This window comes from Finegoldia sp. (genome assembly GCF_046991905.1).
Lineage (GTDB): Bacteria > Bacillota > Clostridia > Tissierellales > Peptoniphilaceae > Finegoldia.
The window spans coordinates 98,018-121,099 of the sequence record NZ_JBKWZF010000001.1 but is presented as its reverse complement, the minus strand read 5'-3'; the positions used below and the strand labels follow the sequence as shown (position 1 = coordinate 121,099).

Annotated in this window: 20 protein-coding genes; 15 read left to right on the top strand and 5 right to left on the bottom strand. The window is 28.3% G+C overall.

All coding sequences use genetic code 11. The annotated features are described in order from the left end of the window. Positions 1–68: 68 nt before the first annotated feature. The 14 genes from rpsO to ACLUJM_RS00545 all read left to right on the top strand — a co-directional run bounded on the left by rpsO (position 69) and on the right by ACLUJM_RS00545 (position 15,185). Positions 69–335: a 30S ribosomal protein S15 gene (gene rpsO, locus ACLUJM_RS00610; RefSeq protein ID WP_002838220.1), complete on the top strand. Its 267-nt coding sequence runs from the start codon at positions 69–71 to the stop codon at positions 333–335. Between the two features lie 46 nt (positions 336–381). Next, positions 382–2,526: a polyribonucleotide nucleotidyltransferase gene (locus ACLUJM_RS00605; RefSeq protein ID WP_412411859.1), complete on the top strand. Its 2,145-nt coding sequence runs from the start codon at positions 382–384 to the stop codon at positions 2,524–2,526. A gap of 51 nt (positions 2,527–2,577) precedes the next feature. Further along, on the top strand, positions 2,578–3,009 hold the full coding sequence (dut, locus tag ACLUJM_RS00600; protein ID WP_294685726.1) for a dUTP diphosphatase: 432 nt from the start codon (positions 2,578–2,580) through the stop codon (positions 3,007–3,009). A 2-nt stretch (positions 3,010–3,011) separates the two neighbouring features. Beyond that, positions 3,012–5,234 (top strand): DNA translocase FtsK, encoded by a 2,223-nt coding sequence (locus tag ACLUJM_RS00595; protein ID WP_294685725.1) that lies wholly within the window; start codon positions 3,012–3,014, stop codon positions 5,232–5,234. Between the two features lies 1 nt (position 5,235). Beyond that, positions 5,236–5,772, top strand: coding sequence for a CDP-diacylglycerol--glycerol-3-phosphate 3-phosphatidyltransferase (pgsA, locus tag ACLUJM_RS00590; protein WP_102163427.1), 537 nt, complete (start codon positions 5,236–5,238; stop codon positions 5,770–5,772). 67 nt (positions 5,773–5,839) lie between these two features. Further along, positions 5,840–6,931, top strand: coding sequence for a recombinase RecA (gene recA, locus ACLUJM_RS00585; protein WP_294685723.1), 1,092 nt, complete (start codon positions 5,840–5,842; stop codon positions 6,929–6,931). A 30-nt stretch (positions 6,932–6,961) separates the two neighbouring features. Beyond that, on the top strand, positions 6,962–7,912 hold the full coding sequence (locus tag ACLUJM_RS00580; RefSeq protein ID WP_294685721.1) for a metallophosphoesterase family protein: 951 nt from the start codon (positions 6,962–6,964) through the stop codon (positions 7,910–7,912). Beyond that, positions 7,912–9,495, top strand: coding sequence for an AAA family ATPase (locus ACLUJM_RS00575; protein WP_412411858.1), 1,584 nt, complete (start codon positions 7,912–7,914; stop codon positions 9,493–9,495). The genes ACLUJM_RS00580 and ACLUJM_RS00575 overlap by 1 nt, the downstream gene beginning before the upstream one ends. Continuing rightward, positions 9,495–9,734 (top strand): hypothetical protein, encoded by a 240-nt coding sequence (locus tag ACLUJM_RS00570; RefSeq protein WP_094205671.1) that lies wholly within the window; start codon positions 9,495–9,497, stop codon positions 9,732–9,734. The genes ACLUJM_RS00575 and ACLUJM_RS00570 overlap by 1 nt, the downstream gene beginning before the upstream one ends. Next, entirely contained in the window at positions 9,721–10,383 is a 663-nt protein-coding gene (locus ACLUJM_RS00565; RefSeq protein WP_294684630.1) for a chromosome partitioning protein ParA, read from the top strand. Before ACLUJM_RS00570 ends, ACLUJM_RS00565 begins: the two co-directional genes overlap by 14 nt. A 118-nt stretch (positions 10,384–10,501) precedes the next feature. Next, entirely contained in the window at positions 10,502–12,043 is a 1,542-nt protein-coding gene (gene rny, locus ACLUJM_RS00560) for a ribonuclease Y (RefSeq protein WP_094223458.1), read from the top strand. Positions 12,044–12,111: 68 nt separating this feature from the next. Then, positions 12,112–12,933, top strand: coding sequence for a PHP domain-containing protein (locus ACLUJM_RS00555; RefSeq protein ID WP_294684629.1), 822 nt, complete (start codon positions 12,112–12,114; stop codon positions 12,931–12,933). After that, positions 12,920–14,095: a pyridoxal phosphate-dependent aminotransferase gene (locus ACLUJM_RS00550; protein ID WP_294684628.1), complete on the top strand. Its 1,176-nt coding sequence runs from the start codon at positions 12,920–12,922 to the stop codon at positions 14,093–14,095. The genes ACLUJM_RS00555 and ACLUJM_RS00550 overlap by 14 nt, the downstream gene beginning before the upstream one ends. Positions 14,096–14,204: 109 nt before the next feature. After that, positions 14,205–15,185, top strand: coding sequence for a tyrosine recombinase XerC (locus tag ACLUJM_RS00545; RefSeq protein WP_308611180.1), 981 nt, complete (start codon positions 14,205–14,207; stop codon positions 15,183–15,185). Between the two features lie 75 nt (positions 15,186–15,260). On the opposite strand, the gene ACLUJM_RS00540 is transcribed toward ACLUJM_RS00545, so the two are convergent. Continuing rightward, positions 15,261–15,572, bottom strand: a complete 312-nt coding sequence (locus tag ACLUJM_RS00540) for a LysM peptidoglycan-binding domain-containing protein (RefSeq protein WP_412411857.1) — start codon at positions 15,570–15,572, stop codon at positions 15,261–15,263. Positions 15,573–15,746: 174 nt separating this feature from the next. Here ACLUJM_RS00540 and lexA point away from each other — a divergent pair, with 174 nt between their 5' ends. Beyond that, complete coding sequence (lexA, locus tag ACLUJM_RS00535; RefSeq protein WP_002836400.1) at positions 15,747–16,373, top strand: transcriptional repressor LexA; 627 nt, start codon at positions 15,747–15,749, stop codon at positions 16,371–16,373. Positions 16,374–16,423: 50 nt separating this feature from the next. On the opposite strand, the gene ACLUJM_RS00530 is transcribed toward lexA, so the two are convergent. From ACLUJM_RS00530 to mutS, 4 genes are read right to left on the bottom strand one after another with little or no spacing between them, the layout of a single operon-like run. Further along, positions 16,424–17,698 (bottom strand): aminotransferase class I/II-fold pyridoxal phosphate-dependent enzyme, encoded by a 1,275-nt coding sequence (locus ACLUJM_RS00530; RefSeq protein WP_294684623.1) that lies wholly within the window; start codon positions 17,696–17,698, stop codon positions 16,424–16,426. Next, positions 17,685–18,629: a tRNA (adenosine(37)-N6)-dimethylallyltransferase MiaA gene (gene miaA, locus ACLUJM_RS00525; protein ID WP_294684621.1), complete on the bottom strand. Its 945-nt coding sequence runs from the start codon at positions 18,627–18,629 to the stop codon at positions 17,685–17,687. Before miaA ends, ACLUJM_RS00530 begins: the two co-directional genes overlap by 14 nt. Then, positions 18,626–20,509, bottom strand: coding sequence for a DNA mismatch repair endonuclease MutL (gene mutL, locus ACLUJM_RS00520; RefSeq protein WP_294684619.1), 1,884 nt, complete (start codon positions 20,507–20,509; stop codon positions 18,626–18,628). The genes miaA and mutL overlap by 4 nt, the downstream gene beginning before the upstream one ends. Continuing rightward, positions 20,502–23,081: a DNA mismatch repair protein MutS gene (gene mutS / locus ACLUJM_RS00515; RefSeq protein ID WP_412411856.1), complete on the bottom strand. Its 2,580-nt coding sequence runs from the start codon at positions 23,079–23,081 to the stop codon at positions 20,502–20,504. Before mutS ends, mutL begins: the two co-directional genes overlap by 8 nt. Position 23,082: the final 1 nt, after the last annotated feature.

Genomic DNA, 23,082 nt, shown 5'->3' with positions numbered 1-23,082 from the left:
GTTACATTGATATTCGAAACCTCAACGATATCGCTGTAATGGTGAATATTAAATTTATGGAGGAAATTATGTACAACAAAGAAATCAAAGAAGAAATAATCAAAGAATACCAAACAAAAGAAGGAGACACTGGTTCTCCAGAAGTTCAAGTAGCTTTATTGACTTACAGAATAAACTACTTAACTGAACATTTAAAGTCTCATAAGAATGATCACCATTCAAGAAGAGGTCTTTTCAAAATGATCGGTAAAAGAAGAAATCTTCTTAACTATCTTAGCAATAAAGACATTGAAAGATACCGTGATTTAATTAAAAGATTAAACATTAGAAGATAATTGAAAGAGCGGGTTTTTCCGCTCTTTTTATTTATAAGGAGAATATATGATAAAAAAATATGAATATGATTTATGCGGTAAAAAAATAGAAGTTACGATTGGAAAAGTTGCTGAACAAGCTAATGGAGCATGTTTAATTCAATCTGGAGAAACTGTACTTCTAGTTACTGCTGTAGGATCAAAAGAGCCACGTGAGGGAGTTGATTTCTTCCCATTAACATGCGATTTTGAAGAAAAACTTTATTCTGTAGGAAAAATCCCAGGAGGATTTATAAAGCGTGAAGGTAGACCTAGTGAAAAAGCTACATTAACTGCTAGATTAATCGATAGACCTTTAAGACCGTTATTTCCAGAAGGATATCATAATGATGTACAAGTTATAGCTACTGCACTTTCTGTGGATCAAGATAATACTCCCGATATTTTAGCTATGATAGGATCATCTATTGCATTGAGCATTTCGGATATTCCTTTCTTAGGACCTACTGGTTCTGTAGCTGTAGGAATGATTGATGGTGAATTTATTATAAATCCTACGCAAGAACAAAGAGATAAGTCTGATCTTGAATTAACTGTCGCTGGTACTAAAGATGCTATCATGATGGTTGAAGCTGGATGTAATAATATTACTGAACAACAAGTGTTAAAAGCTATTCTTAGAGCTCATGAAGAAATCAAGAAAATTTGTGAATTTATTGAATCAATTCAAAAAGAATGCGGAAAACCAAAACAAGAATTCGTTCAACCAGAAAAAAATGTAGAGTTAGATGAAGAAGTAAAATCATTCTGTATTGAAGATTTAAAGAAAATTACAGTTAATGAAGATAAATTAGATAGAGAAGATCACATTAATACTCTTAAAAAAGATGTAGTGGATCATTTTGTTGAAAAATATGATGAAAGTATAGCTTCAAAAGTTTCTACTATATACGATGATTTAGAAAAAGCAGAAGTAAGACGTTTAATATTAGAAGATCATATCAGACCTGATAATAGAAAACTTGATCAAATTAGAGAAATAACTTGTGATGTTGATATATTACCTAGACCACATGGTTCAGGTTTGTTTAAAAGGGGTCAAACTCAAGTTTTATCTGTTACAACATTAGGAACTCCATCTGATGCACAAGTATTAGATGGATTAATTGAACAAGAAGATAAAAGATATATGCATCAATACAACTTCCCACCTTATTCTGTAGGGGACGCAAGACCTTTAAGAAGTCCAGGTAGACGTGAAATTGGTCACGGCGCTTTAGCTGAAAGAGCTCTATTACCTGTAATTCCATCAGAAGAAGAATTCCCATACACAATAAGAGTAGTATCTGAAGTATTAAGTTCTAACGGTTCTAGTTCTCAAGCATCTGTCTGTGGTTCAACACTTAGTTTATTAAATGCAGGTGTTCCAATAAAAGAACCTGTTGCAGGTATTGCCATGGGATTGATTAAGGAAGATGATAATGTTGTAATTCTCTCTGATATTCAAGGTTTAGAAGATCACTTAGGAGATATGGATTTTAAAGTTGCAGGTACAAAAGATGGTATAACTGCATTGCAAATGGATATAAAAATTACTGGAATTTCTGAAGAAATATTAACTGAAGCTTTAGAAAGAGCTAGAGTTGGTAGACTTCATATATTATCATTAATGAACGAATGTATAAGTGAACCAAATAAAGAAATTTCAAAGTATGCTCCTAGAATTATGATAATTAATATTGCACCTGAAAAAGTAAGAGAAGTTATTGGACCAGGTGGAAAAGTAATAAACAAAATAATTGATGAGACTGGCGTGAAAATTGATACCGAAGATGATGGTAAGATTACAGTAGCTGGTGAAGACACTGAAAGTGCACAAAGAGCTATAGATATGATTAAAGAAATAGTTAGAGAACCAGAAATCGGTGAAAAATATTTAGGAAGAGTTACTAAGATTATGAATTTTGGTGCTTTTGTTGAAATATTACCTGGAAAAGAAGGCCTTCTTCACATATCTAATATAGCACATGAAAGAACTAATAAAGTTGAAGATGTTTTAAAAGAAAACGATGAAATTATGGTAAAACTTATGGATATAGATGACCAAGGTAAGATGACATTATCCAGAAAAGCTCTTTTACCAAAACCAGAAAGAAAAGAAAAAAAGAATTTTGATAAAAAAACTGAAGATCAAAATACAGAAGATAAATAATTAATAGTTGAGTAATTTTATTACTCAACTATATTTTTGAAAGGGGACATTATGAAAGTTAAAATAATTAATAAATCTAATAACCCTCTACCAAAATATTCAACAATTGGGTCTAGTGGTATGGATTTGAGAGCTTATACTGAAAATGATATAACTTTAAAACCACTTGAAAGAACTCTTGTACCTACTGGAATATATATTGCAATTCCAGAAGGTTATGAGGTTCAAATCAGACCAAGAAGTGGTTTGAGTATTAAACATGGAATAACTCTGATAAATTGTGTTGGTACTATAGACAGTGATTACAGAGGAGAATTAAAAATTCCTATAGTCAATTTGTCGAATGAAGAATATACAATTTCATCTGGGGATAGAATTTGTCAAATGATACTTCAAAAATACGAAAATATTCAATTTGAGGAAGTTGAAGTACTAGATGAAACAGATAGAAATGATGGCGGATTTGGCCATACAGGCTACTAATTATGGCTAGAAATACTAAATCACGAAACAAAACTCAATCAAAATCTAATAGCAAAAAAAATGCTAACTCTTCGACAAAATTAATAATTATATTAGTGTTAATTATTTCACTTATCTTTATGGCTAGTAGTAGAGTTGGTGTTTTGGGAATTATTGTAAAAAATATATACTTTAATACTTTTGGCATCTTTTCATACGTTTTTATATCATTAGGTATACTGTATACTATATCGACGATATCTGATATAAACCATGGAAATAAACTAAGAAAAATTACTTATATATTGGCTGTTTCTTCAATTTTCGTAATGAGTTTAATTAATATATCAAACTATCCAAATCTTAATATTAATCAAAGGATTGATTTGAATTTAAATTTAGCCAATGACTACAGTGGTATTGGAGTAATTGGAGCTATTATAGCATCAATACTAAACATAGCTATAGGCTACATAGGTTTATATGTTGCACTTGTTTTTTGTTTTTTGTTTTTTATATCTGTAATAATGAATTTAACTTTAAAAGAATTATTTCAAAAATTTTTCGCTATTGTTAAAAAGACATTTGTAGATATAAAAAATAAAATTGAACAAAACAAACAAAATAAAATCATCGAAAAATCGCGTGAGATTAAGCAAAATAAATCTACAAAAGAAAGGATTTCTAAAAATTCACTTAAAGAAAAATCTGATTTGGAGAAATCAATAGATTTTGAACCTCCAAAACCAAAACTCAACGATTATAAGTCTAATGAGAAAGAATCTGGAGAACAGCTTTCTGTTATAGATTTTGGTGAATTTTCTGGACAAAGTAATTATACTTTTCCACCATTAGAACTTTTGAAAAATGCTGAATATGCGGAAGATAATGATGATTCTGTTTTACAGAAAGCAAAAATGATTGAAGAAACTTTAAAAAACTTTTCAATAGATGCGACTGTTGTTCAAATCGATAGAGGTCCTACGGTTACTTGCTATGAATTAGAGCCTAAGGCAGGGGTGAAAGTCTCAAGAATAGTCAATCTAGCAGATGACCTATCACTTTCTTTAGCTACTAGTGGAATTAGAATACAAGCTCCTATTCCCGGTAAATCAGTAGTTGGAATTGAAGTAGAAAATGATGTTAAAAATTCTGTAATGTTAAAAGAGATTTTAATGTCTGATAATTTTGTTAAAGAAAAATCGTTGATGCCAATAGCTTTAGGAAAAGATATTTCTGGGAAATGTATTGTAACTTCCGTTGATAAGATGCCACATCTACTTATAGCAGGAGCTACTGGTAGTGGTAAATCTGTTTGCATAAATACAATAATAATGAGTATTTTGTATAAGTCAAATCCAAATGATGTAAAACTTATATTGATTGATCCAAAAGTTGTCGAATTGAGTATATACAATAATATTCCACATCTTGCTATACCGGTTGTTACAGATCCAAAAAAGGCAAGTGCTGCTTTGAACTGGGCTGTAAGGGAAATGGAAAGAAGATACCAAATATTTTCAGAAAATCACGTACGAGATATCAAAGCTTATAATAAGAAAAATAAAAACGATGAACTTGAAAAACTACCATATATTGTTATTATTATAGATGAGTTAAGTGATTTGATGATGGTCTCAGCAAATGATGTTGAAGACGCTATTTGCAGACTAGCTCAAATGGCAAGAGCATGTGGTATCCATCTAATTATTGCAACTCAAAGACCAACAGTAGATGTAATTACTGGTACAATAAAAGCAAATGTACCGTCTAGAATTTCTTTTGCTGTTAGTAGCCAAATCGATTCTAGAACTATTCTAGATCAATCTGGTGCAGAAAAGCTTATAGGAAGAGGCGATATGTTATTTTTCCCATCATCAATGGCAAAACCTAGTAGAATTCAAGGTGCTTTTATTTCTGATGAAGAAGTCGATAATGTAGTTAAATTTTTAATTAATAAAAATGAAACTAATTATAAAGAAGAAATCATAGAAGATATAGATAAATCAGAAAGTATTGATCTTGAAGATGATGATACAGATATTTTATTTACAGATGCTGTTGAAATTATTTTGAATGAAAATTCTGCATCTATTTCTCTATTACAAAGAAAATTAAAAATAGGATATGCTAGAGCTGGAAGAATTATAGATCAAATGGAAGAAAAAGGTATTGTTGGTCCTAGTGAGGGAAGCAAGCCTAGAAAAATTTTAATACCTAAAGATTATTTAGAAAGACGTGATTGATATGAATATTGCAAATAAGTTTACAACATTAAGAGTAATTTTAATACCATTTTTTGTAGCATCATTACTGATATTCAAAACAGACAATTATATACCTGCGTTAATATTTATAATCTCTGCAATAACAGATTTTATTGATGGTCAACTCGCTAGAAGGAAAAATTTAGTTACTACATTTGGAAAGTTTATGGATCCATTAGCAGACAAAATGTTGAGTTGCAGTGCATTAATTGTCCTAGTACAACTAGGAAAAGTTCCTGCATGGAGCGTGGTTATAGTCGTGCTAAGAGAACTTACTATTAGCGGTTTTAGAATATTAGCTGCATCTAATGGAGTTACATTAGCAGCAAGTTATTGGGGAAAATCAAAAACTATGACACAATTTATCGCTATTGTTTTAATTTTGATTAATACTGGGGATAAATTAGGGTTTGCTTTAGATATGTACCTATATTATATATCGATTGTATTAACTGTAATCAGCTTATGTGATTATATTTTTAAGAATGTTAATGTATTAGATTTAAAAAATATATAATTATTTTTTGGTTTGTGGTATAATAAACACAAGAACTTATGTTCTGTTTAATTTTTAGGAGGTAGTCATGGATTTTGCTAATGGATCTGAAAAAGATCAAGCTTTAAGAGAAGCTTTTGCAAGCATTGAAAAACAATTTGGAAAAGGCTCTATAATGAAACTCGGAGATCATGTTCAAAAAGATATCGAAGCTATTCCTACTGGAGCTATAAACTTGGATGTTGCTTTAGGAATAGGTGGCTTACCAAGAGGTAGAGTTATTGAGATTTATGGACCTGAATCTTCTGGTAAAACAACTTTGGCACTCCATGTAGTTGCTGAAGCACAAAAGATGGGTGGTACTGCAGCTTTTATCGATGCTGAACACGCATTAGACGCAATTTATGCTAAAAACTTAGGTGTAGATACAGACAATCTTATCATTTCACAACCAGATACAGGTGAACAAGCTTTAGGAATATGTGATTCTCTTGTAAGAAGTTCTGCTGTAGATATTATTATCATTGACTCTGTTGCAGCACTAGTTCCAAGAGCTGAAATAGAAGGAAATATGGGAGACAGCCATGTTGGTCTACAAGCAAGACTAATGTCTCAAGCTTTACGTAAATTAACAGGTGTTATTTCCAAGAGCAATTGTACAGTTATTTTCATTAACCAACTTAGAGAAAAAGTTGGAATAATGTTTGGTAATCCAGAAGTTACAACGGGTGGTAGAGCTTTAAAATTCTATTCTTCAGTTAGAATTGAAATTAGAAGAGGAGAAGCTATTAGAAAAGGTGACGATATTGTTGGAAATCGTACTAAAGTTAAAATCGTCAAAAACAAAGTAGCACCTCCATTTAAACAAGTAGAATTCGACATTATGTACGGAGAAGGTATTTCTAAAATAGGTACAATATTAGACTTAGCCACTGACTGCAAAGTTGTAAAAAAAGCAGGTGCTTGGTACAGTTATGAAGATGAAAAATTAGGACAAGGTCGAGAAAACTCTAAAGTATTTTTAGAAGAAAATCCAAAAATACTAGAAGAAATTATCGATAAAACTTATGAATTTTATGGATTAAGATCAAAAGAGGATTCAGATGCTATCAAAACAGAAAATAACGATGATATAAAAGACGAATCGAATAACGAAATAAGTGAGGATGAATTAGACTAGGGCAAGTATTACTTGCCCATTATTTCTATTATGAAGATATTATTTTTTACAGATACACATATAAAATCTAGAAATCCTAGATCTAGAATTGACGATTACGAAGATTCTATATATAAAAAAATTGAAGAAATAAGAGAAATATCAATAAATGAAAATGTTGACATGATACTTCACGGTGGAGATTTATTTGATAAAGCAGATGTTGGAATAAAAACAGCATCTAAATTTGGTAAATTGTTTCAAACTTTTCCGAAAAAAATTCACATAATAAGTGGAAATCATGATATATATGGTTATAATCCAAACTCTATAGATAGAGCTATGATGGGACTATACAATTCATTAGATGTATTAGAACTAGTTGAAGAAGATAAGCCTATTATCATGGAAATGGATGGTTTGAGGGTTCAAATATCTGGCCAACCATATACCCATGATATTGATTCATCTGATAAATCCTATTATTATCCTAAAAGATTAGATAATGTGGACTATCATATACTAATGATACACAGTTTTTTATTGTATAAGAAATTTATTGAACAAATTGAGTATACTTTAATCGATCAAATTATGGATACTGATTGTGATATTGTTTTAAGTGGTCACTATCATACTGGATTTAAAACTGTAAAGGTCAATGAAAAGTTTTTTGCAAATCCAGGAAGTATTGCTAGAATGACTAATACTGAATCAGAAAGAAAAAGAATACCTAAGGTCCTGATAATCGAACTTACAAAAGATGATATCAAAATTGAAGAAATTTTTCTAAAAAGTGCTAAAAATAGTAGTGAAATTTTTTCTAATGATAAATTAAACCCGTATTCTATTAAAAACAAAAGCCTACTAGATATAAAAGAAAGACTTTCAAAGTTATCAAGCAATCCGATTATAGACATCAATAACAACTTAAAATCCATAGGAAGAGAAATGAAAATAGATGAAGAAATTATTGATGAAGCCATAAGGAGAATAGAATAATGTATATTACCGATATATATTTAACTAATTTTCAGTCATATGAACAAGGTCATTTTGAGCTTTCAGAAAAAGTTAACTTAATTACAGGTGCTTCTGATAGTGGAAAAACCGCCTTGATAAGAGCTCTATCATGGGTCTTATTCAATGATTACACAACTGATTTATTAATCAGAAATGGATACAATAATGTTGAGGTCAAAATTGTATTTAACAACGGTAATTTTATTTTAAGAGGTAGAAAAGGTAATACTAATTATTACTACATTAAAAATAATCCTGATAATGAAGAGATAAAGAAATATGAAAATTTCGGTAGAGAAATACCATCAGAAATTCAAGATGATTTTCTTTTTAAAAAAGTTAATCTCCTGAATGAAAAATACAATATTTTAATCGCCTCACAATTAGAAAATTCATTTTTGCTGTCAGAAACAGATTCTACAAAAGCAAATGCTATTGGAAAACTGGTAAATATTGACATACTGGATAATGCATCCAGAAATGTATTGAGAGAAATAAAAAGTACTAAAGGAGAATTAAACTTTAAAAAAAGTTTTATCAACGAAAAAGAAGAATCTCTAAATAAATATGACTATTTAAATGAAGAAAAAATAAAAATTGACAATCTAAAAGCTTTATACAATAATTTATCTAAAAATTCAGAAAAACTATATATATTGCAAACATTATCTAAAAAGCTTACTGAATTAAATGGCAGGATTAATAATGGTTATAAATACTTAGATAACTACCAAGGACTAGATATTTGTTTAAAAACTTTACAGCATACACAAAATAATATTTCATCCTTCTTAAAACTTAATCAAATATATGAGTATTATCAGCAAGTAATAAAAGAAATTGAATCCAATAATGTAAATTTGAATAATTTAAGATATACGGATTTGATATCAGAAATTATTGATATCCTTGATAAAAATCTTACTTTATTGATGTTTTTAAAACCATTATATGATAGATTAACTTACGTAAATAGTAGTTATAACAACTATGAAACTATATTAGAAAAATTTAAACAAGTGCCTAAGTCTTATAATATCCTATTAAATACTCAAAATGATATTCAAATTTTAAATCAGTTATCTAATTTAAATGAAAATTATTATAAAACAAACCTAGAGATAAGTAATAATATTAAGGTGTTAAAAAATATTAATACATCTAAAGTTTCAGAATTAACAAATAGAATTTATAAAAACAAAGAAAAATATATACAGCTATATAAACTTAGCATTTCTTATCAAAAAGTTAATCATATGATTTTAGAACAAAATGATAAATTAAATAAATTGAAGTCAATTAAAACTTTACAAAATATAATATTCAATCTTTATAAAACTTCCGAATTATTAGCCAATCTTAAAATAATAAAAGATACATTAGACGATAAAGAAAACATTTATCAACAGAATACTAAAGTAATATCAAAATGTAATATTGTAATAGGTGAGCTGATACAAGAATACAAAGAAAATCTCTACAAAGAAAAAATATGTCCATTTTGTCTAAGTGAAATAGATGAAGAGCATGTTACTCAAATAGTAAAGGAGTTAAGAAAATAATGAATACTAATGAACGTTTTAATAACATAAAAGAAAGACTTGATAAAGCTAAAGAAGAAAAAAATAGAGCCGAAATTGCATTAGAGACTTTAGAGAAGCAAAAAGAAGATATCCTTAATCAGTTGAAAGAATTAAATATAGATCCTGAAAATTTGGAATCAGAAATTACTAAACTTCAAAATCAAATCGAACAAGATTTACAAAAAGCTGAGGAGCTTCTTCCTGATGCAAAAAATTGATTTAGCTCAAATTCAATCCAAAATCACTTCTATGGAAATTAAGTATCAAAGTGAATTGGCTGTAAAAAAATCAATAGAAAAAGAAATATTAGCTACTAAAAGAAGCGTTGATGATCTTGAAAAGCAAATAGAAAAACTTGAAATCATCAAAATGCTCTATGACAAGACTTCAGAATATTCAAGAGAACAGGCTAAAATTCAAATAGAAAACCTTGTAAGTAGATGTTTAAGTTATATCTTTGAAAAAGAAATGAATTTTAAAATCGAAATAAAAATTAAAAATAGCAATCCTTCTGCTAAGTTTTTTATAGAAGAAAGCTTAGATATTGATGGTGAGATCAAAACTTTTACCTACGATATTGTAGATGCTAGAGGTGGGGGAGTAGTAGACATAGTTTCTTTGGCTCTAAGAATATCTTTTATCATGCTATATGAAAATAATCTTGCCAATATTATTGTACTTGATGAACCTTGTAAGCATGTTAGTGAAGACTATATACACAATGTAGCAAATTTTATCAATGAAATTAGTGAAGAATACAATAAACAAATTATAATGATTTCCCATAACGCTCACTTATCAGCTATTGGAGATATTAACTATAGAATTACAAATAGAAATAATACATCTGAAATAGATATTATATAATTTTCTATTATATATCTAAATATTGACAATCAACGGTATTTGTACTACACTAAAAGAGTAAATTTATCCAAAAGATTTATTTAATGAATATTGAAAATTGAATAAAGGGGGTGTATTTATGAGCACCGCGACATCTTTAATAATTGGTATTCTTGCTGCAATATTAGGTATTGTAATAGGTTTCTTTTTGAGAAAAAGCATGGCTGAGAAAAAAATCAGAAGCGCTGAAGATTATGCTGTTAAAATAATTGAAGATGCAAACAAAGATGCTGAAACTAAGAAAAAAGAACTATTAGTAGAAGCAAAAGATGAAATCTTTAAGATGAAAAGCGATTTGGATCGTGAAAACAAATCTCGATTGAAAGAAATCAGTCGTCAAGAAGATAGACTTAATTCTAAAGAAGAAAATTTAGAACGAAAAAATGCATCATTAGAGAAGAAACATAAAAAGCTAGATTCAGAATTAAAGAAAGCTGACGATATGCAACAAAAAATTCAATCTATAATAGATGAAAAGGAATTAGAATTAGAAAAAGTTGCAGGATTAACAAGTGATGAAGCCAAGAACATTGTTCTTGATAGAGTTAAATCTGAAACAATACGTGAGCAAGCTGCTATTATTAAAGAAATCGAATCCAAAACTAAGGAAGAATCTGAAAAATTTGCAAGAGAAATCATTAGTACATCAATTCAAAGATATGCTGCAGATCAAGTAGCGGAATCTACTGTGTCTGTTGTTAATTTACCTAATGATGATATGAAAGGTAGAATCATTGGTCGTGAAGGCAGAAACATAAGAGCATTTGAAACTTTAACAGGTGTAGATTTAATAATTGATGATACTCCAGAAGCGGTTGTATTATCAGCTTTTGATCCTGTAAGACGTGAAATTGCAAGAATTGCTTTGGAAAAACTTATAGTTGATGGAAGAATTCATCCTACTAGAATTGAAGAAATGGTTGAAAAAGCCAAGAAAGAAGTAGATAATACTATAAGAGAAAAAGGCGAAGAAGCTTGTGATGAAACTAATGTACATGGTTTACATCCAGAATTGATTAAAATTCTTGGTAAACTACATTACAGAACAAGTTATGGACAAAATGTTCTTAAACATTCTATTGAGGTATCTAATATTGCTGGAATGCTTGCAAGTGAATTAGGGGTAAATGTGAAATTAGCTAAAAGAGGTGGATTACTTCACGATTTAGGAAAAGCAATTGACCACGAAATCGAAGGACCACACGTTGAACTAGGCGTTAACGCCGCTAAAAGATTCAAAGAGCCTAAAGATGTTATCAATTGTATTGAGGCTCATCATGGAGATGTTGAACCGACATGTATCGAATCTATATTAGTTCAATCTGCTGATGCAATATCAGCAGCAAGACCTGGAGCTAGACGTGAATCTATGGAAAACTATATCCAAAGATTAGAAAATCTAGAACAAATAGCTAATTCATTTGATGGTATTGAAAGTTCTTATGCTATACAAGCCGGTAGAGAAATCAGAATTATGGTTAAACCAGAAGTTATTGATGAAAGCGCTATGGTTATATTAGCAAAAGATGTAGCTCATAAAATTGAAAGTGAATTAGAGTATCCTGGACAAATTAAAGTAAATGTCATAAGAGAAAATAGGGTATCTGATTACGCAAAATAAGAATTAACTTAGAAGGTCAACATTTGTTGACCTTCTTCTAATATGAAAAACTTTAAAAGGATTTAAAAATGATTGATATGCACGTACATTCTACAGAAAGTGATGGAAGATTAAGTATTGAAGAAATTCAAAAAACTGCAAATAAAAATCATATAGATGAAATTGCAATTACTGATCATGATATTTTAATGTCTGCTGATCCAGAACTTTGTAATACTAACATCATTAAAGCTGTAGAATTTGGTATAACTTACAAAAACAAAGAAGTACATATTCTTGGATACTATGTAGATAGTTCCAATGAAAACTTACGAAAAATTTCTGAATTAGCCATAAATGATAGAGCAAATAGAATTGATATTTTTGAGAAAAATTTTGCTAAATTCAGAATCAAAATTGACAAAGAAAAAGTCCTAAATTATAGTAAGGATAAAGTTTTTTCTAGAAGTAATTTAGCTCAATATTTAGTAGATATTAATATATGCAAAAATAAAAACGAAGCTTTTAACGAATATTTATCTCCAAAAGGTAAATGTTATGTCGCAAAAAACTTCACATCACTACAAAACATTATTGATTCTATAAAATCAGCTAATGGAGTATGTGTTTTAGCACATCCTATAACATTGAATGATGATAATATTGTAGATGAAATAATAGAAATGGGTATTGATGGAATTGAAGTAATTAATTCAAAGCATTCATTTACTGATATCAAAAAATATTTAAATATAGCGATAAAAAACAAACTAATATATACAGCAGGAAGCGACTGTCATGGAAAGCAGTTTGATGGTAACTATTTAATGGGAAATTTTGCATTAAATTATACAACACTTAAATCTATAAAAAAACTACACGAATTAAGGAGCAATTATGTTATCAAATAAAATTAACAGTATAAATCCATCTTTAACACTTGAGTTGAGTGCTAAAATTAATAAATTAAAAAAAGAAGGAATAAAAGTCTATAACTTTACAGTTGGAGAACCAGACTTCAAGACTCCAAGATATATAATTGATAAAACTTTAGAGTACTTGGATAACGGAATTGTTAGATATACTGATACTAGCGGAATACCTGATTTACGAGAAGAAATAAGTTTAAAACTTAACAAATGTAATCATATAAAATGCGATAAAGATTCTATAGTTGTATCCACTGGTGCTAAACAAGCAATAGTTAATAGCTTATTTGCATTAACAAATCCTAATGATGAAGTTCTTATACCATCTCCATATTGGTTAAGTTATCCTGAAATGTGTAAATTAACAGATTGTAAGCCTGTCATTTTACAATATAACGAAAACTTCAAAGTCGATGTCGATATATTAAACCAATATAAAAACTCAAACACTAAATGTCTTATATTAAATAATCCTTCTAATCCTACAGGAGTTATCTATTCAGAAGAAGAATTACTTAGTATTGGTAATTGGGCAGTCGAAAATAATGTATATATTATATCTGATGAAATTTACGAAAGATTATCATATGATAAAGATTTTATAAGTATAGCCTCCTTATCTGATGAAATTACTCAGATAACAATAACAATAAATGGTTTTTCAAAGGCTTATGCAATGACTGGATTCAGGTTGGGTTATTCTTGTAGCTCTAAGGAGGTCTCTAAGCTCATAAAAAGACTTCAAGGACATATTACATCCAATGCTAATACATTGAGCCAAATAGCCGGTTTAACAGCGTTAAAAGACGAATCTGATGAAGTAGAGCAAATGATTGGTGAATTTAAGTCCAGAAGAGATTATATAATATCTGAATTGAATAATCTTGGTTTAGAATTTATTTATCCAAAAGGTGCTTTTTATGTATTTATAAAAGTAGATCAATTTTATAATACAGAAATCAAAAATTCTTTAGATTTATGTAATGAATTACTTTCAAATTATAAAATAGCGTTCGTACCAGGTATTGTTTTTGGTGATGATAAATATATTAGGATGAGTTATGCAACAAGCATAGAAGATATTAAAGAAGGTTTGAGTAATCTTAACAATTTCATTATAGATCAAAAAAAATATAGCAAATAAAATTTGCTATATTTTTTTGACAATAGAGGAGGTTTTTGATAAAATTATAATGTCACAAAATAATAATTTTGTGACATTAAGGTTATAGATTTTGGAGGTACTATGAACTATGAATAGTTATCCTATGATACTTATGGACTTTTTAGACTACTTAGAAACTATTAAAGGACGTTCGTCAAATACAGTTAAAGAATATGCTTATGATATCAATTTAATGATTAAATACATTATAGCACGTAAACAAAATATAAAATTAAAATCATTTGATGATATTGTTAAGATTGATTCTTCTGATGTAGATTTGAATTTTTTCAAAAATATTGATGTTATTGATCTACATTCTTTTATGGGATTTTTAGATCATAATAGATCCAATGGTTCGTCTACACGCAGTCGTAAAACTTCTAGTATCAGAACATTTTATAAGTATCTTATCAATATTAGAAAACTTGATATAATAAACCCTGCAGAACTCTTAGATTCGCCAAAAAAAAATATTAGACAACCAGTATATCTTACTCTAGATGAATCACTAAATTTACTTAAAGTTATACTACGTGAAAAAGATGAAGAAATAAAAGCTCGTGATTACTGTATTACAGTATTATTTTTAAACTGTGGCATGAGACTATCAGAGCTTAGTAGCATAAACATAGATCATATAAAAACAAATACATTGAGAGTTATCGGTAAAGGAAATAAAGAAAGAACTGTTTATCTAAATGACATGTGTTTAGATGCTTTAGATAATTATCTTAAAATAAGACCAGAAATCGATAATGACGCACTATTTATCAGCAAAAAAAGAAATCGAATGAGTAATCGTGCAATACAGTACAGAATAGAACATTATTTAAAAGTTGGTGGATTTGACACTAGTATATACAGTGTTCATAAATTACGCCACACAGCAGCTACTTTAATGTATCAATATGGTGATGTCGATATAAAAGTATTACAAGAGATTTTAGGACATGAATCAGTGTCCACCACACAAATATACACACATGTAGATAATAATAGTTTAAGAAATGCAGTAAATAAGAACCCACTTAATAGCTTGAACAACGATTTAAAAAATAATAAGTAAGAAAGACAAAAAGATCAAGACATGCGCTTGATCTTCATTACTGTTATTAGATAGTATTAGGAGTATAACAGTATCTTATTTATTTATTAAAGGTATGTTCAAATGTTCGCCTACTTTAATTGAGCTACCTTCTATAAATCTATTGTATTGTTTTATTATAGATATAAATTGTCTTGTACTCATATTATCAGGTTTGAATTTTATAGAAATTTTCCATAATGAATCTGATGGTTCTACAATATAATACTCAGTGTTATATTCTTGATTTTCATAATTACCATAACTAAGATTAGAAGTTAGGACTAAAATCACCAAAGACAATGCTACAAAACAAATCGATATAAATCTAAAAAATTTGAACTTATTTGTAATTTTATATTTTTTCATATTTCCTCCCGTTCAGAAACTATTTTCTGTACGTATGTTCTATGTTTTTATTCTACAACATATGTTCTTATATGTCAACAAAAGTTTTTATGTTCTATTAAAAAAGGAAACAAATGTTTCATTTCTTGAAGAAATATGATATAATCAAGAAAAGAATAGAAAAGGAGTATATTAATGTACGATGATTTAACCTCTAAGCAAATAGAAATATTAAAATTTATAAAAAGATATATAGATTACAAAGGATATCCCCCTGCTATTCGCGAAATTGGTGATAGTTTGAATATCAATTCTACATCAACTGTTCATAATAATATTTTGAAATTAGAAATGAAGGGTTATTTAAGAAGAGATCCTTTAAAAAATAGAGCTTTAGAAATTATAGATAGTGTTTATGAAGAACAAGAAAACGAAATAAAAAAAGAGACTATAGATGTTCCTATTGTTGGAAAAGTTCAAGCTGGAATGCCAATTTTGGCCATAGAAAATGTCGAAGATACATTTCCTCTTCCTATTGAATATACATCACAAGGTGTAGTATTTATTTTGAAAGTCCAAGGAGAATCTATGATTGAAGATGGAATATTAAACGGTGATAAGATAATTGTACGAAAACAAAATACTGCAAATAATGGAGATATTGTCGTTGCATTAATGGATGAATCAGCAACTGTTAAAAGGTTTTACAGACATTCAGACCATATTGAACTAAGACCTTCTAATTCAACTATGTATCCTATTATTGTAAAAGATGTAGAAATTTTAGGAAAAGTTATTGGTCTATACAGAACTATTTATTAATAAATAAAATTAAGCCTTCTTTATTAAAAAAATAAGAAGGCTTCTTTGTTTTATATAAGATTTTTATCTTTGAAATTTTTAACAACTTTCATGCAAGCGAGTAATGCTTGATTATAAGTTAGAGAGCCTTGAAAATATGCTACATACGGCTCTCTTAACGGACCATCTGCAGAAATTTCAATACTTGAACCATCTATAAAACTTCCTGATGCCATTATAACTTGATCATCATATCCTGGCATATCCCAAGGATACGGAATTACGTGTGAATCAACAACTGATGATTCTTGTATAGATCGACAAAATTCTATAACTCTTTTTTCATTATTCAAAATAATCGCACATATTATATCACTTCTTTTATCATCTACATCAGGAATAGTTTTGAATCCTAATTTTTTAAAAACGTGAGAAAATAATAAAGCTGACTTCATAGCTTCAATTGTAATTTTGGGAGCTAGAAATAACCCTTGTAGTGTATTTCTAGTTGTTCCAAATGTTATTCCTACTTCCTTCCCTATTCCTGGTGCGGTTAATGTATTAGCTACCCTATCTATAATAGATTTCTTACCGGCAATATATCCACCTGAAAGAGCTATTCCTCCACCTGGATTTTTTATCAAAGAACCAGCAATAACATCACATCCTACTTCAAGAGGTTCCTTATATTCTGTAAACTCCCCGTAGCAATTATCAACCATAATTATAATTTCAGGATATTTATTTTTGATAAATTTAGCAGCTCGTTCAATTTGTTCAATATTAATAGCATTTCTCAAACTATATCCGGTTGATCTTTGTATAGCAATCATTTTTACTTTAGAATCTATCTTTTCTTCTACAGCATCCAAATCTATATCATTATCTAAAAGATCTACATAATCAAAATCAATCCCAAATTCTTTCAAGTTACATGGCGAATTCCCTTCAATTCCTATAACTTCTTGAAGAGTATCATAAGGTAATCCTGTGATGTATAATAACTTATCTCCAGGTAACAATACCCCTTTCATTAATAAACTCAAAGCATGAGTTCCTGAAGCAATAGACGGTCTTACTAAACAATCTTCCGCTTTAAAGATATCTCTAAAAATCGCTTCGCATTTATCTCTACCTACATCTCCATATCCATAACCAGTTGTTGAAGCAAAATCAGTAGCTTGCAACTTGTTGTTTTGAAATGCTTTTAAAACTTTGAGTTGATTAAAATACTCTATATTTTCTAAATCCTTAAATTTTTCTTCTAATAAATTACTACTATCTATAACGGTATCATAGCTATAATCATCTATATTATACCATTCTTTAATTTTATCTTTTATCATATAACCATTCTTTCACATTATTCAAACAAATTTGTTCAATTTCTTCAAAATTATTATAATCGTTCAAATTAACCCAGTTAATTCTTTCGTCTTGTCTAAACCAAGTCAACTGTCTTTTAGCATATTTTCTGCTATTTTTTTTCATTAAGCTAATCATATCTTTAAACGATATTTTATTATTTAAATACATAAAAGCTTCTCTGTAGCCTATAGCTTGAATTGATTGAGAAGTTCCATCTGTCATTTCATATATTAATTTACACTCAGCCATAAATCCGTCATCAATCATTTCATCTACTCTTTTATTTATCCTGTCGTATAATACCTGTCTATCATCATTCAGTCCAATTATATAAAATTCATAATCATCATTATAATTATCAAATTTATCATTTATTTCACTAAACAATTGACCAGTTAGCTCATATACTTCAATTGCTCTAACAACACGTATCACATTGTTGGGATGGATTTTATCAGCTGAAATAGGATCAATATCTTTTAAGATTTCATGAAGTTTTTGATTACCTTGTAATTTGGCAATATTTTCCAATTTTTCTCTTAATTTTTCATCAGATTTTGCAGTATTAAATTCTAATTTATGAGTTATTGAGTTAATATATAATCCTGTTCCTCCAACAATAATAGGAATTTTATTTCTAGATGAAATTCCCTCAATTTTTTCTATGCAAAGATTTTTAAATTGTTCAACATTAAAATTCTCATAAGGTTCTACAATATCTATTAAATGATGTTTAATTTCTTTCTGATACTTTGCTTCAACTTTTGCAGTTCCAATATCCATACATTTATATATTTGCATAGAATCTGCAGAAATTATCTCACTATTTAATTGCTTAGCTAAAAAAACACTCAATCTTGTCTTACCAACTCCTGTAGGCCCAACAATTACAATACATTTTTTTTTCATTTTATCCTCATAAACATCTTTTCTAAATCTTTTTCATTCATTTCTATAAAAGTGGGTCTTCCATGAGGACAAGTTAATGGATATTCACACTTAAATAAATCTTCAAGTAACTTAGCAATTTCAAAGTTACTCAAGTTATCACCAGCTTTTACGCTCATTTTACAAGATCTCTTTATTACTTTAGATTCGATTACATCAAAAGGATCATTTGAATTCTTAGCAATAGTATCCAAAATATCAGTAAATAAAAACTCGGCATTTGAATTTCCAAATAAATAAGGAACAGCACGAATAACAACGGAATCATCTGAAAAAACATCACTTTCATATCCCAATTCTTCAAATATATTCTTGTTATTTGCATATATTTCCATTAATTCATCAGTTAAAGATATATTAATTGGAAAAGCTAAATTTTGAGATATTACTTCTTTATCTTGCATTTGTTTTGTTAATTTTTCATAATTAATTCTTTCATGACATGCGTGTTGGTCAAATAAATAAACTTTACAATCATAATGATCCTTAGCCAAAATATAAGTTTTGAATAAAACTGTTAAGATATCGAATTTTTCATATTTTTTTAAAGAAGGTTCAACTTTAATTTGTTCGTTAAAGTTAGTAATTAAAGTATTTTGAGTTTCTATTTTATTGTCTACAACAAAATCTTCGGTAGTTTCTGGATTTCTGATAATATCTTCTGACTCATCTTTGTATTTTATATTTCTTAAATTACCTAATTTTGAATTATCATTAAAAAGATTATAAGAATAAGTAGGTTCTGACACCTTATCATACTTATAGTTTATTAAGTTTGAATCAGATTCAAAGTAATTTTTTCTTAAATCTTTGTACTTGTCATCATCAGGAATTGACTGGCTAATATTTGCAATTCGTGAATTATTTTCTAATAAAAATCTAACTTTTTTATTAAGTTCTTCTAATACTTCATCTAAAATAGAAATTTTAACTTTTTGTTTATTTGGATGAACATTAACATCTACAAGCTTTGGATTTATTTCAAAAAATAACCAATATAATGGAAATCTCCCATTAGGTATTACAGATTTATAATTGGATTCTACGGTATTTCTTATGTCTTCAGATTTAACAAATCTTCCATTTAGAAATATATATTGCATTTGTCTATTAGCTCTATACAAATTATTATTTGAAATATAGCCATGGATTTTGTAATCTCGTAAATTTATATCTATATCAATTAAATTATTTGACATCGAAGTACCAAACAAGTTAATAATATTCTCCCTAATTGAAGAATTCTTTTTAGTCTCAAACAGAGTTTTGTTATCCTTAATGTATTTAATAGACACATCTGTGTTGCAAATAGCAAATTTGTACATTGTAGTTGTTATTAGATTTGCTTCTGTCTGGTCTGACTTCATAAATTTTTTTCTTACAGGCACATTGTAAAATAGATCCTTGATTACTATTTTAGTTCCTACATTCATTGCAACATCAGATTCACTTATAACCTTTGAATTTCTAAACTCAACTTTCTTCCCTATTTTTTCTGATTTTGTTCTCGTACTGACAGAAAGTTTACTCACAGCAAGAATACTAGCTAACGCTTCTCCTCTAAAACCTAATGTCCTTATATCATACAAATCATCAAATTTTTCAAGCTTACTAGTTGAGTGTCTTTTAAACGCTAATTCTATTTCATTTTTTTCAATTCCAGAACCATTATCGCTAACAGATATAAAATCTTTCCCACCATTTTTAATTTCTACAACAATAGTATCACTTCTAGCATCTATAGAGTTTTCAACCAACTCTTTTATAACTGAAACAGGTCTTTCAATAACTTCACCTGCTGCGATTTTTTGAATTGTATCTTCTGACAATAACTTAATCATCTTTATCACCTAATTTACAAGCTTTAATAACAATATCATTTAATATTTGGAGAGATTGAACCGGAGTAATGTCATTTACATTAATATTTTTGATTTCATCTGTAAAATTTTGTAATTCATTAATATTTTCTTCATCTTCTGTGTCATCTTGAATTGTAAAATCTGCAATTGGTAAATCAATTTTAGTATCTTCCTTATCAATATTATTTAGGATTGTTTTAGCTCTTTTAATTAAAGTTTTTGGCATTCCCGCTAATTCAGCTACTTCAATACCATAACTCTTATCTGTAGAACCTCTGGTAATTTTTCTCAAAAATATAATAGAATCATTATTTTCTTTAATATCTACTTTCATATTAATAAGATTATCTAATTTTTTCTCTAATTCTGTAAGTTCATGATAATGAGTAGCAAACAACGTTTTTGCTTTAATATTTTTAGAAATATATTCAACTATTGCCCGAGCAAGACTAAGACCATCAAATGTTGAAGTTCCTCGTCCAATTTCATCAAGTACTAATAAACTATTGCACGTAGCATATTTTATAATATTACTCATTTCTTTCATTTCAACCATGAAAGTTGATTCACCTTTAAACAAATTATCGCTAGAACCAATTCTAGTAAAAATTTTGTCCACTATTGATATGTTTGCCTTAGTTGCAGGTACAAATGATCCAATTTGACTCATAATACATATAAGTGCTACTTGCCTTAGGTATGTTGATTTGCCGCTCATGTTAGGCCCTGTAATTAGTTGTATATCATTTTTCCCTGATCCTATTAAAATATCATTATTTATAAATTCTGATTGTCCTACACTTAACTCTACAATAGGATGTCTTGACTCTAATATATCAATAAGTCCATAAGTGTTAATATCTGGCTTTACATAGTTATTCAAATACGCACACTTTGCTAGTGAATTTGATACATCTATAATTGCAATTAAATCAGCTGATTTTTTTATTCGTGATAAATTCTGTAATATTATTTTCCTAATATCTTCAAAAATTTTATACTCTAGTTCGAATATCTCATCTTCAGAATCCAATATTTTTGACTCTATAGCTTCTAATTGCTTTGTCTTAAACCTTGATGAATTAGTCAATGTTTGTCTTTTTTCATAATCTTCTCCAACTTTATTTAAGTTAGATTTTGTAACATCAATAAAATAACCAAGTTTTTTGTTAAATACGATTTTTAAGTTTTTTATACCTAATCTGTCTTTTTCTGACATTTCGTATTCTACTAATTCATTTTTTCCATTAACTCTGTTATATCTCAATTGGTCCAATTCTTTAGAAAAATCATGTTTAATTAAATTTCCTTCTGTCAATGTTACTGGAGGATCGTCAACTATTGATTTATCAATCAAATCGTATATATCACCTAAATCATCTAATTTTTGACCTATTATTTGAATATTTTTCTTTTCACAATTAAGAAGATTCTTTAAATACGGGATTTTTTCAATAGAAACTTTTAAAGCTATTAAATCCTTGGCATTAGCACTTTTATAAGATAGTTTAGCAATTAATCTATCCAAGTCGTATATACCATCCAAACAATCCTCTAAATTAACTAGTAATTCATAGTCATCAAAAATCTCTTCAACTCTATTTTGTCTAATACTAATTTGTTCTTTGTTCATCAGTGGTCTTTCTAAATAACTATGCAAAAGCCTAGAACCCATTGACGTCTTTGTGTGATTCAACACTCCAAACAAACTACCATTTTTTGAATTAGTATATAGGTTTTTTTGAATTTCCAGATTAATAACGCTATTAGAATCAATCTCCATGAATTCATTAATATAATACTTATTAGAACTATTAATGTGTACTAAATCTTCTTGATATCTAAAAACGTATTTTAATAAATTTGCAACGCAAGTATTGGTAGCTGTGCTATTGCTGTTATCATATTTTATCTTACTATTAATAAAATCTAAAGGATTACAAGTATTATCAACAATTGTTAATACTATTGAAAACTTAGTTGCTATTGATTCTAACGAATTAACTGCGAATTCCTTATCATTAAATATAATTTCTTTTGGTGTAATTTTTGAAATTTCATTTTCAATAATTTTATAGACATCATCGGATGAAGTGTTAGTGTAAGAAATATCTCCTGTTGAAATATCTATATAAGAAATTGCAACCTCATTTGATTTTTTTGATATACTCATTAAATAATTAAAATTACCAGAATCTGAATTTTCATTTTCTATTACTGTAGCTGGTGTGTATATTTTAATTATTCCTCTTTTTACTAACCCTTTAACTAATTTAGGATCTTCAAGTTGTTCACATATTGCAACCTTATATCCTTTTGAAACTAATTTGTTAATATAAACATCACTAACATGGTAAGGAATACCACACATTGGACATTTTTTATTTTCTCCACAATCTCTTTGAGTTAAAACAATCTCTAGTTCTTTTGATGCAAGTAATGCATCCTCAAAGAACATTTCATAGAAATCTCCTAATCTAAAAAATAATATACAATCTTTATTTTGTTCTTTTATTTCTTTATATTGTTTAATCATAGGAGTATAGCCCATA